Annotated in this window: 18 protein-coding genes; all 18 read right to left on the reverse strand. The window is 61.3% G+C overall.

The window, feature by feature from the left end; translation table 11 throughout:
• Positions 1-62 precede the first annotated feature (62 nt).
• The 18 genes from I6L47_RS00880 to I6L47_RS00965 all read right to left on the reverse strand — a co-directional run bounded on the left by I6L47_RS00880 (position 63) and on the right by I6L47_RS00965 (position 21,886).
• Positions 63-1,607: an HD domain-containing phosphohydrolase gene (locus I6L47_RS00880; protein WP_216948429.1), complete on the reverse strand. Its 1,545-nt coding sequence runs from the start codon at positions 1,605-1,607 to the stop codon at positions 63-65.
• A 1-nt stretch (position 1,608) separates the two neighbouring features.
• A complete protein-coding gene (locus tag I6L47_RS00885) occupies positions 1,609-3,066 on the reverse strand; it encodes an HD-GYP domain-containing protein (RefSeq protein ID WP_216948430.1) in 1,458 nt (485 codons plus the stop codon).
• Positions 3,063-4,199: an FIST signal transduction protein gene (locus I6L47_RS00890; RefSeq protein WP_216948431.1), complete on the reverse strand. Its 1,137-nt coding sequence runs from the start codon at positions 4,197-4,199 to the stop codon at positions 3,063-3,065. The genes I6L47_RS00885 and I6L47_RS00890 overlap by 4 nt, the downstream gene beginning before the upstream one ends.
• Before the next feature lie 232 nt (positions 4,200-4,431).
• Positions 4,432-5,895, reverse strand: a complete 1,464-nt coding sequence (nuoN, locus tag I6L47_RS00895; RefSeq protein WP_160880672.1) for an NADH-quinone oxidoreductase subunit NuoN — start codon at positions 5,893-5,895, stop codon at positions 4,432-4,434.
• Positions 5,892-7,436, reverse strand: a complete 1,545-nt coding sequence (gene nuoM, locus I6L47_RS00900; protein WP_005337249.1) for an NADH-quinone oxidoreductase subunit M — start codon at positions 7,434-7,436, stop codon at positions 5,892-5,894. The genes nuoN and nuoM overlap by 4 nt, the downstream gene beginning before the upstream one ends.
• Before the next feature lie 98 nt (positions 7,437-7,534).
• Positions 7,535-9,382, reverse strand: a complete 1,848-nt coding sequence (gene nuoL, locus I6L47_RS00905) for an NADH-quinone oxidoreductase subunit L (RefSeq protein WP_216948432.1) — start codon at positions 9,380-9,382, stop codon at positions 7,535-7,537.
• Entirely contained in the window at positions 9,379-9,687 is a 309-nt protein-coding gene (nuoK, locus tag I6L47_RS00910) for an NADH-quinone oxidoreductase subunit NuoK (RefSeq protein WP_005337247.1), read from the reverse strand. Before nuoK ends, nuoL begins: the two co-directional genes overlap by 4 nt.
• Entirely contained in the window at positions 9,684-10,235 is a 552-nt protein-coding gene (gene nuoJ / locus I6L47_RS00915; protein WP_216948433.1) for an NADH-quinone oxidoreductase subunit J, read from the reverse strand. Before nuoJ ends, nuoK begins: the two co-directional genes overlap by 4 nt.
• Before the next feature lie 10 nt (positions 10,236-10,245).
• Positions 10,246-10,788, reverse strand: a complete 543-nt coding sequence (gene nuoI / locus I6L47_RS00920; protein WP_005337245.1) for an NADH-quinone oxidoreductase subunit NuoI — start codon at positions 10,786-10,788, stop codon at positions 10,246-10,248.
• Between the two features lie 10 nt (positions 10,789-10,798).
• Complete coding sequence (gene nuoH / locus I6L47_RS00925; RefSeq protein ID WP_005337244.1) at positions 10,799-11,767, reverse strand: NADH-quinone oxidoreductase subunit NuoH; 969 nt, start codon at positions 11,765-11,767, stop codon at positions 10,799-10,801.
• Positions 11,764-14,520 carry an NADH-quinone oxidoreductase subunit NuoG gene (gene nuoG / locus I6L47_RS00930; RefSeq protein ID WP_216948434.1) on the reverse strand — a complete coding sequence of 919 codons (2,757 nt, stop codon included), beginning with the start codon at positions 14,518-14,520 and terminating at the stop codon, positions 11,764-11,766. The genes nuoH and nuoG overlap by 4 nt, the downstream gene beginning before the upstream one ends.
• A 41-nt stretch (positions 14,521-14,561) precedes the next feature.
• Positions 14,562-15,947, reverse strand: a complete 1,386-nt coding sequence (nuoF, locus tag I6L47_RS00935) for an NADH-quinone oxidoreductase subunit NuoF (protein ID WP_167558478.1) — start codon at positions 15,945-15,947, stop codon at positions 14,562-14,564.
• Entirely contained in the window at positions 15,944-16,486 is a 543-nt protein-coding gene (nuoE, locus tag I6L47_RS00940; protein WP_005337236.1) for an NADH-quinone oxidoreductase subunit NuoE, read from the reverse strand. Before nuoE ends, nuoF begins: the two co-directional genes overlap by 4 nt.
• A gap of 80 nt (positions 16,487-16,566) precedes the next feature.
• On the reverse strand, positions 16,567-18,372 hold the full coding sequence (gene nuoC / locus I6L47_RS00945; protein WP_216948435.1) for an NADH-quinone oxidoreductase subunit C/D: 1,806 nt from the start codon (positions 18,370-18,372) through the stop codon (positions 16,567-16,569).
• Positions 18,373-18,374: 2 nt separating this feature from the next.
• Entirely contained in the window at positions 18,375-19,049 is a 675-nt protein-coding gene (locus I6L47_RS00950; RefSeq protein ID WP_005344917.1) for an NADH-quinone oxidoreductase subunit B family protein, read from the reverse strand.
• A 29-nt stretch (positions 19,050-19,078) separates the two neighbouring features.
• Positions 19,079-19,483: an NADH-quinone oxidoreductase subunit A gene (locus tag I6L47_RS00955; protein ID WP_005344919.1), complete on the reverse strand. Its 405-nt coding sequence runs from the start codon at positions 19,481-19,483 to the stop codon at positions 19,079-19,081.
• 380 nt (positions 19,484-19,863) lie between these two features.
• Entirely contained in the window at positions 19,864-20,433 is a 570-nt protein-coding gene (locus tag I6L47_RS00960; RefSeq protein WP_127006467.1) for a DUF1566 domain-containing protein, read from the reverse strand.
• 13 nt (positions 20,434-20,446) lie between these two features.
• Entirely contained in the window at positions 20,447-21,886 is a 1,440-nt protein-coding gene (locus tag I6L47_RS00965) for a DUF1566 domain-containing protein (RefSeq protein ID WP_216948436.1), read from the reverse strand.
• Between the last annotated feature and the right edge of the window lie 35 nt (positions 21,887-21,921).

The raw sequence follows: 21,921 nt of genomic DNA on the forward strand, positions 1-21,921 counted from the left end.
GAGACAGCACCAGCGCATAAAAACAGAAACCGGCCAATTGGCCGGTTTTTTTATCCGTGTCGTTAAGGCTTGCCGAGCGGTTGGGGGATAAAGTCTCCCCGATCGAGGATCCGCAGACAGGCATCCACCACATCCGCATCAAGCTGATGGCCGCGCATCTGGATGATCTGCTCCCTGGCCTGGGGAATGCCGAGGGCGGCGCGATAGGGGCGATCCGAGGACATGGATTCGACGATATCGGCGACGGTGAGGATGCGGGCCTCCAGCAGGATCTCATCTCCCTCGAGCCCCTGCGGATAGCCGGAGCCATCGAGATACTCGTGGTGCTGGTGGATCATCCGGGCGATGGGCCAGGGGAAGTCGATATCCTTGAGCACCAGATAGCCGATGGCGGGGTGCTCCTTGACCAGCTCGAACTCCAGCGGCGTGAGGCGCTCCGGTTTGGTGAGAATTTCGGCCGGTACCTGGATCTTGCCGATATCGTGCACCATGGCGCCCAGATAGATCCCCCGCAGCCGCTTCTCTTCCAGCCTGAGCTCCCGGCCGATGGCTTGGGCCAGCTTGGCCACATGTTTCTGATGGCCAGCGGTATAGGGATCGCGCTGCTCCAGCACGGCGGCGATGGCACCCAGAGCATCTTCCAGTGCCAGTTCCAGCTGGCGGGCATGGAAGATCTTCTCCTGTTGTGAGCGCAGATAAGCCTGCTGGGTATGGCGCGCCTGCAGGCCATAGGTGAGGTAGTCGGTCAGCTGGATAAAAAGTTGCTCCTCCTCCTGGCTGAACAACCGTGGCTGGTCGCTGTGAATGATCAGCGCACCGGCCTGATCCTCCTGCAGTGGCAAGGGGATCAGCAGGCGGGAGCGCAACGGGTGGCGGCCGGTATGGGGCCGCTCGTGGAAGATCACCTGATTGAGGCGCCGCTGGTGGAGGATGGCCTGGGTGAGGGCCTCATCGTTCAACCACAGCGTTTGTTCCGAGGCATCGGCACTGCCTGCCTGCGCCACGATTCTCGGCGGTTGGGCGAGTTCGGGCTGGCCTTGCAGCACTGCGACCAGCGGAAAACGGTCATCGACGGCGATGGCATCGCAGATATCCTGCAGCAGTTGCGGCTCATCGCCCGGTTTGAGCAGGGCGTGGTGGGCGCGGCTGATCGCCTGCTGGGTCCAGCTGTACTGTTGCAGTTTCTCCTGCTGCCACTTCTGTTCGGTAATGTCTTCGAAGAAGACGCCGACCCCCACGATGACCCCCGCCTCATCACGCAGGGGAAACTTGGTGGTGCTGAGCCAGCGGGCTTCTCCCCCCTTCAGATAGGGCTCTTCGATGTGCTGGTGTATCCCCTCGCGCATGACTCGAGCGTCATCCTCCCGATAGCGCTGTACCAGTTCGGGGGGAAAGAAGTCGCAGTCATTCTTGCCCACCAGTGCCTCTGGTGAGAGGGCGAGATCCGCCGCCAGCAGGCGGTTGCCCGCGATGTAGCTGAATCGGGTGTCTTTGAGCAGCACCCGATAGGGAAGCTGATCCATCACCTGGGTCAGCAACAGCGCCGAGGAGGGGAGCGAATCGGTCAGTGGGTGGGGGAGTGCACAGGAGGTGAGGAGTTCGGACATCTTATCCCGCCTTGTCTGCAAGTTGACTGATGGGAGGGCCGAAGTGGTAGCCGGTCTGCCAGAGCACGATACAGCTGTTGACCACTTTTTCATCGTAACGGATCCCGGCATAGCGGGTCAGTTCGGCAAAGGCGTCACTCAGGGGCATGGCCCGGCGGAACGGGCGATGGGAGGTCATGGCGATCAGCGAGTCGGCCACCCGGATAATGCGCGCCTCCAGGGTAATAGCGTTGCCCGCCAACCCCTGCGGATAGCCGCTGCCATCGAGGTTTTCGTGGTGCTGCAGCACTATGGTGGCGATGGGCCAGGGGAAGTCGATCTGTTTGAGAATATCGTGGCCGGCCTGGGGATGCTGCTTGATCAGTTCGAACTCCACCGGCCGCAATTCACGGGGGCGAGTGATGATCTCGGTGGGGATCTGCAGCAGGCCAATATTGTGCACCATGGCCGCCAGTCCCAGTGCATCCAGCCGCTCTTGCCGCAGCTGCATGGCCTGCCCGATGGCCAGTGCCAAATCGCGCACCCTCAGCTCATGGCCCGCACTGTTGCGATCCTTGTGGCTGATGGCGCTGGCGAGGGCACTGACGGTCTGGAACAGCAGGTCACGCTGGTGGAGTTCGCTCTCCTTGAGGCGGGTGATGTCGACCAGGGTGCCGATGATGCCGGCAACCATCCCCTGATGGTCATAGAAGAGATCCTTGAAACAGATGACCTGATAGCGCATGCCATTGCGGTCATGCAACTGCTGTTCGATGCACTGGGGCTGGCGACTTCGCAGCAACTCGGCTTCCCGCATGCTGTAGGCCTCGGCAAGCCCGACTGGCAGCAGCTCCTCGACCCGTCGACCCAGCAGCGCCTCCTTGCCGATGCCGATCACCTGATTGAAGGCCTGGTTGCAGCCCAGAAATCGCCCTTCGATATCTTTGTAGAACACCGGGATCGGGATGGCCTTGAGCAGGGATTCGTTGAAGTGTTTCAGATCCTTCAGTTCGGCCTGCTGACGCAGGGCGAGCAGCTCGCTGTCCTTGCAGAGGGAAATGGCGCGGGCCAGGTTGCCGAGCACCGGGCTGAACAGATGGCAGACCGGTACGATCTGCTGATGTGGCTGGGGGGCGAGCAGCAAGATGAGATAACCCCCTTCAACCTTGAGCCGATAGGCAAACTGGTAGGGGCGGCTGCCCGGCAGGGGGAGCGTCTGTTGCAGCAGGCAGTGCTCCTCCTCGCTGACCCACCCAGGCAGGGTCAGGGTGGTGCCGGTGTGCTGACGCAACCGCTCGTCGCCGATCACCTTGAGCAGCTTGTATCCCTCCCGTTGTTGCTGCAATACCGCGCCAACCGGCGTGGCGCAGTGATGCATAAAACGTTGCAGTACCTTGGTGAGCAGCGCATCCAGCGTCACTTCACGCCCGATGCAGAGCGCCAGATCGCAGACGATGGCCATGGCGTGGTCGTTGTTCATATCAATGCCCCGTTACAGAGAATGGCGCCGTTATGAAATTGGGGGTAATCCCCGTGGCGCACGCTGCCAATTTCGCCAAGGGAGAGGGCTCCTGCCAGATCGCCGGCCCCCGAGTGGGTCAGCAGGGTGTGCAGCTCGGTCACCGTCTGCTGGTCGAAGTGCAACTGGCGTCCCGCGCAGTAGTAGACCTCCAGCAAGTGTGCCCGGGTGAGGGTTTGTTGCTGGTTGAGGCGCCTGGCCAGTGAGCAGGCATGTTCGGTGGCACTCTCTGGCGCCTTCAGCAGAGTGAGGATGCTGTGCTCCGCGACCTCGCCGGCGCAGAGCAGGGCGCCGTCATCGTTTGCCTCGACGGGGATCCTGACAATCACATCCCCGTTGGCCCGCAGCAGGCCCAGTGGCATGTGCACCACGAAACGGTAGAGCTCCTCGCGCACCATAGTGTGCTGGAATTGCTGGCGGATCAGCCCCTGATATTTTTGAAAGGCCGGTTGCCAATCGATGTAGGCAATCTTGTTCGCTTCACTGCTGGTGGCCCGCATCGGTTGGGCCGAGAGTTGGTAACCATGTTCCAGAAAGGGAAAGCTGTTGCTGGGCAGCAGCGTGCAGGTGACCCCGTAGGCAAGTTGCCGCTGGTTGTCGAACAGACAGGCAAGGGGGGTGAAGCTGCCGCTGCCTGCGTTGGCGCCGGCATAGTTGACGCGATTGGCCAGCTGCAGATAAAGCGCATCCAGAATGGAGGCGATATTGGGAATGAGGTTGTCGAAGGTCAGAAACAGGGTTGGTGGCTGCGAAGGGGTTGGCCAGGTGGCCAGCATGCTCTCCACCTGTTCCGCAATCCGGTGGGCAAGGGATGCTGCGCTGGCCTGCGGTGTCAGGGGCTGCAGTGTGGCGTGATAGGGGTTGGCTCTGGGAAGTAGCCAGGCCCCTTGCGGCAACAATCCTTGCGCACCGATCAGCTGGGGGAAGATGGCGCCATTCAGGGTGATGTTGAAGTCGCGGCACAACTGCTGCAACAGGGGAACCTGCGCGCAATCCTGTTCGGCCAGCAGTATGGTCAGCTTGCCTCCTTGCAAGGGTGCCAGCGTGGCGGCCAGTTCTGTCGGGTTAAATTGGCAAACGTAGTGTTGCTTCATCAATCTGAACTCCATTCCAGAATATAACCAATATATCAATAAGGAATTCAAGAGGGTATGAGGATCTCGCCCGGTTCTGGTTGTATGGCAAAAACCATGATGGGTATCACCCTCGCTGACTGATCTGTCATTTGCTGGCCTGTGGAGTGCGCGATGCTGTCGGGCCGGAAATAGAAAACCGGCAGCCAAGGCTGCCGGTTTTGCGGGTAATGAGGGGTAGCGACGGTAACGGTTACTGCAATACCACGTGCTGGAACCCTTGTACCAGGCTGATGACCGGCTGGGGATAGAGCCCCAGCAACACCACCAGAGCGGCAGAGAGCAGTACCACCACACCACCGGAGGAGAGCGCCCAGTCGGCGCTGGCATCCCGCTGCTGCATACCCGGTTCGCGCAGATAGAGGGTCACCATCACCTTGAGGTAGTAGTAGAGACCCAGTGCGCTGCCGAGCACGATGGCACCGGAGAGCCACCAGAGCTGCGCCTCGACGGTGACGCCGATGAGGTAGAACTTGCCGATAAAGCCGAGGGTCATCGGGATGCCCGCTAGTGACAACATCATCACCGTCAGTACGGCAGTCAGATAGGGGCGCTTCCAGAACAGACCACGATAGCTGTGCAGGGAGTCGGCATCCTTGCCGCGATAGGGGCTCGACATCATGCTCACCACCCCAAAGGCACCCAGGCTGGTGAAGAGATACATCAGCAGGTAGACCCCGGCTGCTTCCACCGGCATCTGGCCGAATCGGCTCGCCACGATCACCGCCAGCAGGTAACCGAAGTGGGAGATGGAGGAGTAACCCAGCATCCGTTTGACGTTGGTCTGCACCAGGGCCAGCAGGTTGCCGACCAGGATGGAGATGACCGCCATGGCTGCCAGCAGCCAGTGGATCATGGGATCGCTCGCCGCCGGTACCGCCAGATAGAAGCGCAGCAGCACGGCAAAGACCGCCACCTTGCTGACGGTGGCGAGGAAGGTGGCGACCGGTGCCGGGGCACCTTCGTAGACATCCGGGGTCCAGAGGTGGAAGGGGGCCAAGGAGAGTTTAAAGGCAAAGCCGACCAGCATTAACCCCAAACCGCCCATCAGCAGCGGATGGTGAGCCGGGCTCTCGGCCAGGGTCTGCCCCAGGGCTGCAAAGCTCAGGCTGCCAGCCTGTGCATAGAGCAGCGCCATGCCAAACAGCAGGAAGGCGGTGGCGGCGGCAGAGAGCACCATGTATTTCACCGCGGCTTCCAGCGAGTGGCGCTCGCGGTAGGCGTAACCCACCAGACCAAACATTGGCAGGGTCAGCATCTCGATCCCGATAAAGAGAGAGGCGAGGTGACGGGAGCATGCCAGCACCAGACCACCAGCGGTGGCGATCAGCAGCAGCAGGAAGAACTCCTCCCGGTTGTCCGGGTAGGCTTTCAGCCACGATTGACCGAAGGTGCAGGTGGCCAGGGCGCCGATGAGCACCAGTCCCATGTAGAAGACGGCGTAACTGTCCACTTGCAGCAGCGGGGTGACCCCCTGATCCCCTTGCGCCATCACGATGGGCAGGGAGAAGAGCGCCAGGTTGAGACCAATGATGGTGACGGTAAAGGCGGTAGTGACACAGCGGCGCCACGCGATGGCCAGCATCAGGGCCGCCATGGCCCCGGTGGTCAGCAGCAGGGGAAGCAGTGCCAGCAGTTGGGAAGCGGAGAAAGTCATTGCAGGGCTCCAGCAGTCGGCAGCAGATACCAGTGCAGCACGTTGATAAGGCTGCTGCTGGCGGTGTCAATCACGGGTTGGGGATAGAGGCCAAGCAGAACCAGCAGGCCCGCGATCACCATCATCATGGTCAGCTCGCGGCGATCCAGTCCCTTGAGCATGCTCTCATCCTTGGCGGGGCCAAAGCAGGCGCGCTGCAACATGATGAGAGAGTAGACCGAGGCCAGCACCAGACCGAAGGTGGCGACTGCCGTGATGACAGGGGCAACCTGGAAGCTGCCGACCAGGATCAGGAACTCGCCGACAAAGTTGCCGGTGCCCGGCATGCCGAGCGACGCTACCGAGAAGAAGAGCATCACGCCGGGCAGATAGCGCAGGCGTCCCCACAGGCCGCCCATCTGGCGCAGATCCCGGGTGTGCAACCGCTCGTAGAGCTGACCGCAGAGGATAAAGAGGCCGGCAGCCGAGAGACCGTGGGCGATCATCTGCACCACGGCGCCCTGCAGGGCCAGCTCGCTACCCGAGTAGATAGCGATCATCACAAAACCCATGTGGGAGATGCTGGTGTAGGCTACCAGCCGTTTGATGTCGGTCTGGGCAAAGGCCACGATGGCACCGTAGACGATCCCGATCAGGCCAAGCACCATGGCGTAGGGAGCAAATTCGGCTGAGGCCTCGGGGAAGAGCGGCAAGGCAAAGCGCAGCAGACCATAGGCGGCGGTTTTGAGCAAAATACCGGCCAAATCCACCGAGCCTGCGGTCGGCGCCTGACTGTGGGCATCCGGCAGCCAGCCGTGCAGCGGTACCAGCGGCATCTTGACCGCGAAGGCGATAAAGAATCCCAGCATCAGCAGCCACTGAACGCCCTTGCTCATCGGGGTATTGAGCAGCTCCAGATAGTTGAAGGTGAAGACTCCGGTGGCATGCTGGTGGGTCAGCACCAGCCCGATGATGGCCACCAGCATGATAAGGCCGCTCACCTGGGTGTAGATGAAGAACTTGGTCGCGGCGTTGATCCGTGATTTGCCGTCAGTGACCGAGTGGCCCCAGAGCGCAATCAGGAAGTACATGGGGACCAGCATCATCTCCCAGAAGAAGAAGAAGAGGAACAGGTCCAGCGCCATAAAGACCCCGAGCACGCCGCCCAGGATCCAGAGCAGGTTGAGGTGGAAGAAGCCGATGCGCTGCACGATCTCTTTCCACGAACAAAGAATGGCCAGCACCCCGATAAAGCAGGTGAGGATCACCATCAAGAGCGACAGGCCATCCACCGCCAGATGCAAAGAGATGCCGAAGCGGGGGATCCACGGCAGGCGCCACTCGGCGGCCCAGGCGGAGGCAGCACCGGAGACGCCCGCGCTGTCTAGGCCCGTGGTGGCAAGGGAGAAGTCACCACTTAGCCAGATGGCACAGGAGAGCAGCAGGCTGGCGCTCATGGAGAGCAGGGCTACCCAGCGGACAAACTGCCCGCCGAGACGCTCCATCTGCCAGCAGAGCAAGCCGCCGATAAAAGGAATTAGCAAGATCCAGAGTAAGGTCACGGTATCAGCTCTCGTTCAAGTTCATATGAGATTGCGCTCCCTGTTCCATCAGGGAGAGCAAACAGCCTGGCTGTATGATTGTCCGGTTGTTCATCGCGTTACCCCAGCAGCAACAGCGCCAGCACCAGCACGGCGCCGATCCCCATGGAGGCAGCATACCAGCGCAACTTGCCGGTCACGGTCCAGGCCAGCAGCTGGTTGCCACGCAGGGCAAGCCAGGCGGGCAGGCCCATCATCCAGTCCAGCGGGTCGCGGGCCAGCAGTCGGGTCGCAAGCAGATAGGGCTTGACCCACAGCTGGTCATAGAGCCAGTCAAAGCCCCAAGCGTTGAACCAGAGGGTGCTGAGCAGGCGGCCCGGCGCGCTGTTGGCAATGGAGGTGGCCAGACGGCGCTCACCAAGGAACAGAAACGCAGCCAGCACAATGCCAGCGATGGCGATAATGCCAGAGGCTACCTCCAGTGCATGGCGACCCTCTTCGATATGGTCCCCCGGGCCTGCGGGCAGTACACCTGCCAGTGGCGGGGAGATCAGCGCGCCTATGCCTGTGGAGAGCACCAGCAATACCAGCAGCGGCAGATGGTGAGCCAGACCGTGGCCCGCATGGGCTTTGGTCTGCTCTTTGCCATGAAAGGCGATAAAGATCAGCCGGAAGGTGTAGAGCGAGGTGAGGAATGCCCCTACCAGACCTGCCCACAGCAGCGCGCTTTGGCCAGAGGCTTCTACTTGCCACAGGATGGCGTCCTTACTGTAGAAACCGGAAGTGACCAGCGGCAACGCCGCCAGCGCCGAGCCCCCCACCATGAAGCAGGCATAGACCAGCGGCAAACTCTTGCGCAGGCCACCCATCTTGAAGATGTTCTGCTCATGGTGGCAGGCAACGATAACGGCACCGGCGGAGAGGAACAGCAGCGCCTTGAAGAAGGCGTGGGTCATCAGGTGGAAGATGGCCCCTTCCCATGCGCCGACACCCAGTGCCAGAAACATGTAGCCAATCTGGCTCATGGTGGAGTAGGCGAGGATCCGCTTGATATCGGTCTGAACCAGCGCGGCAAAGCCTGCCAGCACTAGCGTGATGGCGCCAACCAGCCCGACCAGATGGAGGATCTCTGGCGCCAGCAGGAACAGGCCGTGGGTACGGGCAATCAGGTAGACACCGGCGGTCACCATGGTGGCGGCGTGGATCAGCGCGGAGACGGGCGTCGGGCCTGCCATCGCATCCGCCAGCCAGGTTTGCAGCGGCAGCTGTGCCGATTTGCCGACCGCGCCGCCCAAGAGCATCAGGCAGGCCAGCGACAGGGCAGGGGAGCCCTCGGCAAACAGGGTCGGGGCACGAACCAGCAGCTCGTGGATATTGAGGGTGCCCAGCTCCCGATAGAGGATAAACAGGCCGATGGCGAGGAAGACATCACCCACCCGGGTCACGACAAATGCCTTGAGGGCCGCTGCGCCGTTCTTGCGATCCTTGTAGTAGAAGCCGATCAGCAGATAGCTGCACAGCCCTACCCCTTCCCAGCCGAGGTAGACAAACAGCAGGTCATCAGCCAGCACCAGAAACAGCATGCTGGCGATAAAGAGGTTAGTGTAGGTAAAGAAGCGGGAGTAACCCTCTTCCCCACGCATATACCAGGAGGCGAACAGGTGGATGAAGAAACCCACCCCGGTCACCACCCCCAGCATGGTCAGCGACAGGCCATCCAGTGCCAGCGAGAAGCTCGGGGTAAAGTTGCCCACCGCCATCCATTGCCACAGGCGCTGGACATAGACGCCCCCCTCGGGCGGGTTGCCCAGAAAGTCGATGCCGACCCAGAGTGTGGTAAGCGCCGAGAGACCAATGGAACCCACCCCGATCAGCGCCGAGGTACGCTCGCCAAACCGGCCGAGGGAGAAGGCCAGCACCAGCCATCCCAGCAGCGGAAATAGAAAAGTCAGATATAAGAGGCTCATCCGCGCATCTCGCTCACAGTGTCCACGTTCAGGGTGTGGTAACGACGATAGAGCAGCAGTAACAGGGCAAGGCCGATACTGGCCTCCGCTGCCGCCAGAGAAATCACCAGGATATACATGATCTGGCCATCGGCCTGGGCCCAGCGGCTACCCGCCACCACAAACGCCAGTGCCGAGGCATTCATCATGATCTCGATACTCATCAGGATGTAGAGCAGGTTGCGGCGGATCAGCAGACCGCACAAGCCGATGCAGAAGAGCACCGCGGCCAGCAGGAGGCCGTGCTCCATAGGGATTCCATTCATTGCTGACCTCCTTCTTGTGCAGAGCGGGAAGCAGAGCGCGGGACGGAGAGCACTTCACCGCTCTTCTCTTCCCGACCCAGGTGATAGGCGGTTACCAGACCCGCCAGCAGCAGGATGGAGGCAAGCTCTACCGCCAGCACATAGGGGCCAAAGAGTTCGACACCCACCTGCTTGGCGGTCACCTCTGTCGCTCCGATCAGGCCCCCGGTCACCCCGAGAATGCCGTGGGCCAGAAAGCCCAGCAGGATCAGTGAGAGCAGGGCTGGGCCCCCCCAGGTCATGGGGGTGAGCCACTTTTTCTCCTGTGCCTGGGCACTCCCCAGGTTCAGCATCATCACCACGAACACGAACAGCACCATGATGGCACCGGCGTAGACGATCACCTGCAGGGCGCCCGCAAAGGCGGCACCCAGGCAGAAGAAGATCATGGCCACGGCGATGAGGGAGATGATGAGATTGAGCAGCGCATGCATGGGATTGCTGGTGCTGATCACCCGCAGCGTGCTGTAAATGGCCACCAGGGCCGAGGCATAAAATGCCAGTTCCATGATTGACTCCTCAGGGCAGCAGGCTCTTGACATCGATGGGCTTGGCTTCGTTTTCGGCATCCCCTTTCGGCTTGCCGTCGATGGCCATCCCGCTCATGCGATAGAAGTTGTAGTCCGGGTATTTGCCGGGCCCGCTGATCAGCAGATCTTCCTTCTCGTACACCAGATCCTGGCGGCGATACTCACCCATCTCGAAATCCGGTGTCAGCTGGATGGCGGTGGTGGGGCAGGCCTCTTCACACAGGCCGCAGAAGATGCAGCGAGAGAAGTTGATGCGAAAGAACTCCGGATACCAGCGACCATCTTCCCGCTCGGATTTTTGCAGCGAGATGCAGCCGACCGGGCAGGCAACTGCGCAGAGGTTGCAGGCCACGCAGCGCTCGTCCCCGTCGGGGTCGCGGGTCAGCACGATGCGACCGCGGTAGCGGGGGGCGGCATAGACTGCCTGTTCCGGATAGTTGAGGGTTTCACGGGGCCGCCAGGCATGGGAGAAGACCATGGCCAGACTGCGTAACTGGGTGCCGACACCCTGAATAATGCTAACAATTTTCATATTGAGTGCCTCACTGCGTACTTATCAGTACAACTGCCGCGGTGACCAGCATGTTGATCAGGGTCAGCGGCAAGCAGACTTTCCAGCCAAACGACATCACCTGGTCAAAGCGCGGGCGAGGCAGGGAGGCCCGCAGCAGGATGAAGAACACCATGAAACAGGCGGTCTTCAGGGCAAACCAGATGAAGGGGGGCAGCCAGGGGCCGTGCCAGCCACCGAAGAAGAGGGTCACGATGAGCGAGGAGATCAGCACGATGCCGATATATTCGCCCACGAAGAAGAGACCCCACTTCATCCCCGCATACTCGATGTGATAGCCGTCGGCGAGCTCCTGCTCGGCTTCCGGCTGATCGAACGGGTGACGGTGGGTGACGGCGACACCGGCAAACAGGAAGGTGACAAAGCCCAGGATCTGGGGCACCACGTTCCACAAGTCTGCCTGTGCCTCGACGATATCCCGCAGGTTGAAACTGCCGGTCTGGATCACAATCCCCATCAGCGACAAGCCCAGAAACACCTCGTAGGAGAGGGTCTGGGCCGAGGCGCGCAAGCTGCCGAGCAATGAGTATTTGTTGTTGCTCGACCAGCCGGCGAACAGCACCGCATAGACCGCCAGCCCTGCGATGGCCAGGATGTAGAGCAGCCCCACGTTGAGATCCGCCACGCCCCAGGTGGGGGTGATGGGCACCACCGCAAACGCCAGAATAAAGGCGGTGAAGGCGATGATGGGGGCCAGGATAAAGATCCGCCGATCGGCGAACGGCGGGATCCAGTCCTCCTTGAAGAACATCTTGATCATGTCGGCGGCCAGCTGCAGCAGACCAAACGGCCCCACCCGGTTGGGGCCGTAGCGATCCTGCCAAAGAGCCAGCAGACGGCGCTCAATGAAGCTCATGAAGGCGCCAGCCCCCACGATCCCTACCAGCACGATCAGTGCCTTGCCCACCTCCAGCAACAGATCGATCAGCGACTCGCTCATGCGATCACCTCCTGCAGGTTAGTGATTGAGGCTTGTTGCAGGGCCGTCGGCAGGCCGTTCACCCCAAGGGGTAGCCCCACCAGACCGGCGCTCAGCTGCTCGCTAAGCCGCAGACGTAGTTGCCAGTGGCTCCCACCCCAGGAGAAGGAGACTTGACTGCCCCCATGCAGGGCCAGACGCTGCGCATCAAGGGGATTGAGCACCAGCTCGGGTTCGTTCATCCGGGCCTGAATGACCGGGCTGCGAGCGGAGAGCTCCTCGCCGCCAAACAGCTGGGCATAATTGACCACTTGCAGCGCCTCTGCGGCCTTGAAGGGGGCGGGGATGGTGGTGAACCAGCCGAGCGGCTCCTTGCCTTCTGCCTGCGGGTCTGTTGCTTCCAGCAGACGGCGACCCGGATCGCCAGCACGCAGTTTGCCACCCACTTCATCCTGGAACTTGTTCCAGGCGGAGGGAGAGTTCCAGCCCGGCGCCCAGGCGAACGGTACTTGCGGCAGCGGCTGACGGGCTCCGGCATACCCTTCCATGGAGAAGTTGAAGGGGGAGTCGGGATCTTGCGCTACCCGCGGTTCGCTGACGTTCTGATCCGCCAGCATGGAGGTGCGACCACTGTAGCGGTGTGGCTCACGGGCCAGTCGCATGCCACGGATCCGCAAGCCTGCGTTGGGCGCCGCTTCCAGCATGGTAGCGAGCAGCGGATTGCTGGTGGCGCAGTCATGGTTGACCTGGTCGAAGTTCTGCCAGCGCAGCGGCTTGCGTTCGATCGCCCCTTGCAGCGCCGCCAGCCAGCGCCACCCTTCACGCACCTGAATATCGGCGTTGTAAAAGGCGGGTGCATAGACCTGGAAGAAGCGCTGGGCGCGCCCTTCCATGTTCACCAGCGTGCCATCGGCTTCGGCAAAACTGGCCGCTGGCAGCACCAGATCAGCCTTGTTGGCGGTCGGGGTCGCCTGATGGTCGATGACCAGCAGGTGCTGCAGCCGTGCCAGCGCAGCATCCACCCGGTTGCGCGGCGCGCGGCGGTAGAGATCGTTCTCCAGGGTGACCAGCGCCAACCCCTCTTCTGACTCGATACGCGCAAGGGCGGCTTCGAGTGGCTTGTCTGACAAGGTTTGAGCGCCCAGCATGGCCAGCCCCAGCGAGTTGGCCTCCAGGCCAACCAGCGCGATGTTGGCTTCCTGTCCACGGCCTTTCAGGGCGCGGGCAATGTTGCTGGCCGCCTCAAGCAGCGCCACATCGCGGGCAGTGGAGCCTGCAATGATGAGCGGCTTCTTGGCGTTGCCGAGCAGCTCGGCCCAGCGAGCCGCTTGTGCCCGCTGTTCGGGGCAGAGGTCGCTCACGGCCGGTGCGGCCGGGTCGAGCAGGTTGGCGATGGCAAAGCCAAGGCGCGCCTGATCGGCATAGGGGGCGTGCAGCTTGTCGGCCGCCACATCGTCCAGACGGGTGGTGTCGAGACTGGTGATGAGCAGCGGGTAGCGCTCGTTCTGACCCAGGGTCTGCACTGCGGCGACTTGCCACAAATCCACCTTCATCTTGCGGGCCAGCTCGCGGGCCTTGCCCTTGACGGCTTGACGCAGGGCCAGTGCAATTCGAGCCGCGCTCATGGTGACATCTTCGCCGAGTACCAGAATGGCGTCGGCCTCTTCCATCTCGCGCAGGCTTGGTGTTGATACGCCGCCATGCTGCAAAATCTGCAGGATCTTCTGCTGGCATTCCCACTCGGCCTGCTCGACGCCAGCGTAGAAGTTGGCTTCACCCACCAGCTCGCGCAGGGCAAAGTTGCTCTCCAGCGAGGCGCGGGGCGAGCCGATGCCGATGAGGCCGCGGGCCGTGCGCAGGGCATCGGCGGCTCGGTTGAGGGCGCCATCGACTGTGATGGTCAGCTGGTCGTTGCCATCTTTGAGCAGCGGTTGGCGCGGACGGTCGGCCAGATTGACGTAGCCATAGCCAAAGCGGCCACGGTCACAGAGGAAGTAGTGGTTGACGCTGCCGTGGAAGCGGTTTTCGATGCGGCGCAGCTCGCCATAACGCTCGCCCGGACTGATGTTGCAGCCCACGGAGCATTGCTGGCAGATGCTGGGGGCAAATTGCATGTCCCACTTGCGGTTGTAACGTTCGGAGTGGGTCTTGTCAGTGAAGACGCCGGTGGGGCAGACCTCCACCAGGTTGCCGGAAAATTCACTCTCCAGGGTGCCATCCTCGACCCGCCCGAAATAGACGTTGTCGTGAGCACCATAGACCCCGAGATCCTCGCCACCGGCATAATCCTTGTAGTAACGGACGCAGCGGTAGCAGGCGATGCAGCGGTTCATCTCGTGACCGATGAAGGGGCCCAGCTCCTGATTCTGGTGGGTGCGTTTAGTGAAGCGGTAGCGACGGCTGTTGTGGCCGGTCATCACCGTCATATCCTGCAGGTGGCAGGCGCCGCCCTCTTCACACACCGGGCAGTCGTGGGGGTGGTTGGTCATCAACCACTCCACCACGCTCTTGCGAAATTCTTTAGCCTCTTCATCCTCGATGGCGATGTAGCTGCCATCGGTGGCCGGGGTCATGCAGGACATGACCAGACGACCGCGTTTGTCATCGGCATTCTGATACTGTTTGACCGCACACTGGCGGCAGGCTCCCACGCTACCCAGCGCCGGATGCCAGCAGAAATAGGGGACGTCCAGACCCAGCGACAGACAGGCTTGCAGCAGGTTATCTGCTCCGTCTACCTCGTACTCTTTGCCGTCTACATAAATGGTTGCCATACAACTTCCCTGAAACCTGTTTTGTGAAATCTGTGGTGTCGTTACCAGCGCTCGCCCAGCAGATTGGGCTGGATCCCTTTGACCGGCTTGCGGTTGTCGCCGCTGCCTTTGATCCCGGCCTCGAATTCGGAGCGGAAATATTTGATGGCGCTGGCCAGCGGCTCGACGGCGCCCGGTGCGTGGGCGCAGAAGGTCTTGCCCGGGCCAAGGAAACCGCAGAGTTGTTCCAGAGTCGCCAGATCGCCGGATTGCCCTTCGCCACGTTCCAGTGCCCGCAGCAGCTTGACGCTCCAGGGCAGGCCGTCGCGGCAGGGGGTGCACCAGCCGCACGATTCGCGGGCGAAGAACTCCTCCATGTTGCGCAGCAGGGAGACCATGCTGATGGAGTCATCCACCGCCATGGCGAGGCCGGTCCCCATCCGGGTGCCGACCTTGCCGATACCGGCGGTATACATCTGGGCATCGAGGTGCTCCGGCAGCAGGAAGCCGGTGCCCGCGCCGCCCGGTTGCCAGGCTTTCAGGCGATAGCCGCTCTTCATCCCGCCGGCGTAATTTTCAAACAGCTCGCGGGCGGTGATGCCAAAGGGCAGCTCCCAGACCCCGGGGTTGTTCACCTTGCCGGAGAAGCCCATCAGCTTGGTGCCGTGATCTTCCGAGCCCGGCAGCGCCAGCCCGTGATACCAGGCGACCCCGTTGCCGATAATGGCGGGGACGTTGCAGAGGGTTTCGACGTTGTTGACACAGGTGGGTTTGCCCCAGACGCCGGAAACGGCGGGGAAGGGGGGTTTGGCACGCGGGTTGGCGCGGCGCCCTTCCAGCGAATTGATCAACGCCGTCTCTTCACCACAGATGTAGCGGCCGGCGCCGGTGTGGACGAACAGTTCGAAGTCAAAACCGGATCCCAGAATGTTCTTGCCCAGTAGACCGGCGGCCTTGGCCTCTTCCACCGCACGGCGCAGGTGGATGGCAGCATCTACATACTCGCCGCGCAGGAAGATATAGCCGCGATAGGCCTTGAGCGCCCGGGCCGAGATGATCATCCCCTCGATCAGCAGGTGGGGCAGTTGCTCCATCAGCAGGCGATCTTTCCAGGTGTTGGGCTCCATCTCGTCGGCGTTGCAGAGCAGGTAACGGATGTTCATGCTCTCGTCTTTGGGCATCAGCCCCCACTTCACACCAGTGGGGAAGCCCGCGCCGCCACGCCCCTTGAGACCGGCATCCTTGACGGTGCTGACGATCTCGTCCGGGCTCATCTGGCCGAGCGCCTTGCGCACCGCTTCATAGCCCTGTTTGGCCTGATACTCCTCCAGCCATACCGGCTGGCCGTCATCCCGCAGCCGCCAGGTGAGCGGGTGGGTCTCGGCGGTGCGGGCCGTGCGGTTGGCGGTGCCAAGAGAGGCGAGGATCTTGTTTTGCGGCAGGCTCATGGGTAAGCCTCCAGCGTTTTCAGCAAGGTCACCGGATCGAGGCCGCCATAGGTGTCGTCATCGATCATGATGGCTGGCCCCTTGTCGCAGTTGCCAAGACAGCAGACCGGCAGCAGGGTGAAGCGGCCATCCGGGGTGGTTTGACCGGGGCCTAGGTTCATCACTTCCTTGAGACCGGCCAGCAGATCTTCGTGGCCATTGATGTAGCAGACCATGCTGTCGCAGACGCGGATGATGTGACGCCCTACCGGCTGGCGGAAGATCTGGCTATAGAAGGTGGCAACCCCCTCCACGTCGCTGGCGGGAATGCCGAGCTCGGCCGCGATGGCGTGAATGGCACCGTCGGGTACCCAGCCTCTGGCCTGCTGCACGATCTTGAGCGCTTCGATGCTGGCGGCGCGGGGATCTTCGTAGTGGTGTTTCTCGTGTTCGATGGCATCGCGTTCAGCCTGGCTCAGAACGAAGTCGTCCTGTTTGCTGCTGCATGCCCCTTGCCCCTGTGGGGTCTGATTATTGTGACACTGACATTGCTGGCTCATGACTTGACCTTTGGTGGCTTGTCCTTTTACTGCTCGTCCGGCGATCCCGATTCCCGGCCATGGCCGGGAGGGCGGATCACTTAACGGTCCACATCCGACATAACAAAATCGATACTGCCCAGATAGACGATGAGGTCCGACACCATGCTGCCCTTGATCACCGAGGGGATCTGCTGCAGGTGAGCAAAGCTCGGGGTGCGGATCCGGGTCCGGTAGCTCATGGTGGAGCCATCGCTGGTCAGGTAGTAACTGTTGATCCCCTTGGTCGCCTCAATCATCTGGAACGACTCGGCAGCGGGCATCACCGGGCCCCAAGACACTTGCAGGAAGTGGTTGATCAGGGTCTCGATGTGCTGCAGGGTGCGCTCTTTGGGCGGCGGGGTGGTGAGGGGGTGATCTGCCTTGAAGGGGCCCTCCGGCATGTTTTTCATGCACTGCTCGATGATCGACATGCTCTGGCGGATCTCCTCGATCCGCACGGTGGCTCTGTCGTAGGCATCGCCATTGCTGCCAACAGGCACTTCGAAGTCGAACTGATCGTAACCGGAGTAGGGACGCCACTTGCGCACGTCGAAGTTGAGGCCGGTGGCGCGCAATCCGGCCCCCGTGGTGCCCCAGGACAACGCCTGCTCGGTGGTGTAGGCAGAGACGCCTATGGTGCGACCGCGCAGAATGCTGTTGCGCATCGCCGCTTTTTCGTAATCCATCAGACGTTTGGGCAACCAGCTCAACAGGTTGTCCTGCACCAGCCGTTGCCACCCCTTCGGCAGGTCGTGGGCCACACCGCCGATACGGAACCAGGCCGGGTGCATACGGGCACCGGTGATCGCTTCGATGATGGTGTAGATCTTCTGCCGGTCGGTGAAGGTGAAGAAGACCGGGGTCATGGCCCCCACATCCTGGATATAGGTCCCGAGGAACAAGAGGTGGCTCTGGATGCGGAACAGCTCCGCCATCATCACCCGGATCATGTCGACCCGCTGCGGCACCTTGATGCCGGCCAGCTTCTCGACCGCCAGCACATAGGGGAGGTTGTTCATCACCCCGCCCAGATACTCGACCCGGTCGGTATAGGGGATATAGCTGTGCCAGGACTGGCGCTCGCCCATCTTCTCGGCACCACGATGGTGATAGCCGATATCGGGCACGCAGTTGCGGATCTCCTCGCCATCGAGCTGCAACACCAACCGGAAGGCGCCGTGAGCAGAGGGGTGGTTGGGGCCGAGGTTGAGGAACATGTAGTCCTCGTTCTCGTTGCCGCGGGCCAGCCCCCACTCTTCCGGTTTGAACAGCAGGTTCTCCTGCTCCATGTCCTGTTTGGCGGCATCGAGCATGAAGGGATCGAATTCGGTGGCGCGCGCCGGGTAATCCTTGCGCAGCGGGTGACCCTGCCAGCTCTTGGGCATCATGATGCGGGTCAGATGGGGGTGGCCATCGAAGGTTATGCCCATCAGATCCCACACTTCCCGCTCGTACCAGTTGGCATTGGGGAAGTGGTTGGTGATGGTGGGCAGATGCAGGTCACTTTCGGCCAGCGCAACTTTCAGCATCACATCGGCGTTACGGTCGATGGAGATGAGGTGATAGAAGACGGTGAAATCGCTTTGCGGCAGACCGTAGCGATGGCTGCGCAGCCGCTCATCGGTGGCGCTGAGATCAAACAGCATCACAAACGGGGAGGGCACCTTGCGCAAGAAGCCCATCACATCCTGCAGCAGTTCGCGGGGAAGCCAGACCACCGGCACGCCGGTGCGCGTGGTCTGCACGGTGAAGTGCTCGACCCCGAAGTGGGCAAACAGTTCGCCAATGACTTTGGCATCCTTGTGGTCGCTGGGCTGCCACTGGGCCATGGCGTAATTGCTGGGAAAATCACGAGTCAGTTTCATGGTCAGATCTCATCCGGCGTGCGCAGGTTGGTCACATTGATCCGTTCGCCGCGCTTGCGCTCTTTTTCGGCCTGCATCTGGGGACGGTAGATCCCCTGATCGCCCACTACCCAGGAGAGGGGGCGGCGCTCTTTGCCGATGGAGTCCTGCAGCAGCATCAGGGCTTGCAAAAAGGCTTCGGGACGGGGCGGGCAACCCGGAATGTAGACGTCGACCGGCAGGAACTTGTCCACCCCCTGCACCACGGAATAGATGTCATACATGCCGCCGGAGTTGGCACAGGCCCCCATGGAGATCACCCACTTGGGTTCGAGCAGCTGCTCATACAGGCGCTGGATGACTGGCGCCATCTTGATGAAGGGGGTCCCTGCAATCACCATGAAATCGGCCTGACGGGGCGAGGCACGGATAACTTCGGCGCCGAAGCGGGCCACATCGTGGGGGGAGGTGAAGGCGGTACACATCTCCACATAGCAGCAGGAGATGCCGAAGTTGTAAGGCCAGAGGGAGTTTTTGCGGCCCCAGTTGACTGTGTCTTGCAGCACCTCCTCGAGACGGCCCATCATGATGCCGCGCGTCGCTTCTTGCGCCAGTGGGTCATCGACGGTCTGGCGCTGCTCCTGGGGGTAGCGCTCAACGGGTGCATCCGGGTCAATCCGGGTCAGGGTGTACTTCATGGTGCAACCTCAAGGAAAGGGTCTGTGGTTCAATCACTGTTTTTGTTGTTCAGCTGCGGTTTGCGCGGTGACCAGTCCAGTGCGCCGATGCGCCAGAGGTAGATCAGGCCGATAAGCAGCAGTCCGATGAAAATGGTGGCTTCAATAAAGCCGACCCAGCCGCTCTCCCGCACGGAGACAGACCAGGCAAACAGGTAGAGCGCCTCGACGTCGAAGATGACGAAGAACATGGCGACCAGATAGAACTTGGCGGAAAAACGCAGGCGGGCACTGCCGACCGAGTCGACACCAGATTCAAATGGCTTGTTCTTGGTGCGGCCGTAGGCACGACCTCCCAGCAGGGCGGCGAGGCCTATCATCACCAGACAGATGGTGATGGCACCGATGACATAAATGGCAAAAGCCCAATGTTGAGCAGAAATATCAGCAAACATAGAGGTTTTTCCTAACCAAATTAATCAAGCGACTTAACAATAATGTTACGCATTATGACACTTTCGCACTGATTTACATGTCATTTTTACGGGTTAATTATTAATCGGTTAACCGGTAATTAAATTTTGTTAAGAAGCGCACTTTTTTGTTGGTTATGGCGGGCGAGAAAGGCCTGGAAAGCGCAGAGAGCTGCTCCTCGTCATCACCTGAAAGGGGTAAATGCCGCGGGCGAAGCCGGATCAGGTCGGTATCGCGGGTAGGGGGCACAGGTGGGAGAAGAGCGTGATGGCGGGTGAGGTAGCGGGGGCGGCAAGAGCAATAAAAAGAGAGGCTTTCAAGCCTCTCCTGTCATCGCGTTCCGGTTTCGAGCGTGGGGCGGTCAGGGTTTATTGGCGACCAGCAAGACCTGATCCGGGTAGGCGCCAATGGAGCGAAGACCGATATCTCCCGAGGTGATATCCAGATACGCCCGCTGACCATTGGCGGAGGTTACCGTGCTGCTCATCAGATAGACATAACCCTCATTGACCTCTTTACCGCCCCCCGCCATGGCGCGCGGGAAAATGGCTTCATTGAGAGAGGGCTTGTAGCAGGCATGCTCGACCAGGGTCGCCAGCTCCTTGATGTCGGGCAGGCGCCACTGGCTAATACCGCCGAAGTGATAGAGAGCATGGCTGCTGTCACTGCGGATCCGCTCCGCCACTTGCAGCCCCTGCTGCCAGTAGTAAACGGTCGGTTCCCCCAGGCAACTGCTGCCACTCCATGTCTGTCCCAGTTTGCAGCGCATCCAGGTGAGGCCGGTGTGTTGATCCGTGACGGTGCCGTTGCCATGGTCAAGAAAACGGGCAGAGGGGGCGGTGCGATCCATGGTGTCATCACAGATGGCAGCACCGTGGGCCAGGGGGGCCATCAGTGCCAGCATGGCGAACGAAAAGCGATAAAGGCTCATGATATTCCTCGGATTATTGGGGAGTGGCGACCAGTCGTACCTGCATCAGCTCGATATAGGTATCTTGCTGCACCAGCGCGGGATAGGTGGTGCCCGCATCTTCTCCCAAGAGCAGGACTGTGCGTTTGCTGATGGGGCCACCGGAGAAGCGCTGGGCGGTGTTGCTGGTGGCGCTCCAGTAGTAGCCATCGTAGGTGTCATCTTCCGAGGAGGCGATATCCGGGAAGTAACGGGTATCCACGATGATGCGCTGACCCAGCGGGTCCTTGGCCAGGCTACCGTAGTGCATCAGTGACATCAGCTCACCCATGGTGGGCAGCCGCCACTGGCTGATGCCGCAGCGCTGCTCGCCATTGAGCCACTGCTGATACGCGCGGGTGGTCAGCATGGTGGTCAGCGCCTGTGCCCGGGCGAGGGCCGACAGATCTCCTTCGGCGGTGAGCTGTTCGATCCTGTTATGAATATGCTGGTAGGCCGCTTGCTGCTCGCCTGCGGTCGCTTTGAACTGCTCATCCTCATAGGCAAAGGGTCTGCTTTTCCAGGCCGGGCTCAAGGGATCGTCCGATTTGACCTCCCACACCAGACCGGTATTGAGATCCTTGACGCACTGCCAGCTCGGCGCGTTGTCGGGGAGAACCTGACCGCGATCATCGAGTTTACGATAGGCAAGTTGGGGACGAGTGCGATTCCAGCTGGCATCTTGTCCCGGATAGTCATCTGGTTCCTGTTCCAGCAGCGGGTCGTTGCCATCGCTGAAGGTGGTGACGCCGGTGACGGTCAGCAGGTTGCGTGGCTGCTGCTGCACCAGCAGGGTCAGTAGCTCGCTTTGGGTCTCTTCGGCAAACTGGCCGTTGCGCTGCCACTCCTGAGCCAATTGCTCCAGCATCAGGCTGATGGCGCGATAGCTGGTGGTGAGCAACTGGGTCTCCTTGGCGGTGGCAAGGCGTGTGCGGGCCTGTTGCTGCAAGCTGATCGCCACCTGCTGTAGCGCCTGATCAAACTGGCCTAGACCTGCGAGGGCCGCGCGATCGCCGCCCGGTTGCAGTGGCGCGAGATCGGCCAGCAGCTGCGTCAGTGCGCGATCTGCGGCCACCCCTTCGGCAATGCGGCTCTGCCATAGGGTGCTGAGCAGGGTCGGTTGCAGCCGTTGTGGGTCCCCTTTGGCGGCTGGGTGTGCCAGCAGAAGGCCTCCGCTCCTCGGTACGAACAGCAGGGGCGAGTTGACGATGTTGGCCGAACGGCTGACCAGGGCCACAGCTCCTTCGCCGCTGACGGCAGGATCGGCAGGATCACATTGCCAGTTCTGATCCAGATCGGCGCACAGGGTACCGGCGGTTGGCAGGGCGACATCGACCCGGTAGTCCGGGATCGCCAGTGGAGCGTTATCTTCCCCGCCGCCACAGGCGCTGAGCAGGGCTGAGAGGGTTGCAATAACCAGTACGGATGGTTTCACTTCACATTCCTTGATTCGGTCACAGGTTCACGGGG

This window comes from Aeromonas sp. FDAARGOS 1417, assembly GCF_019046985.1.
GTDB classification, from domain to species: domain Bacteria; phylum Pseudomonadota; class Gammaproteobacteria; order Enterobacterales; family Aeromonadaceae; genus Aeromonas; species Aeromonas veronii.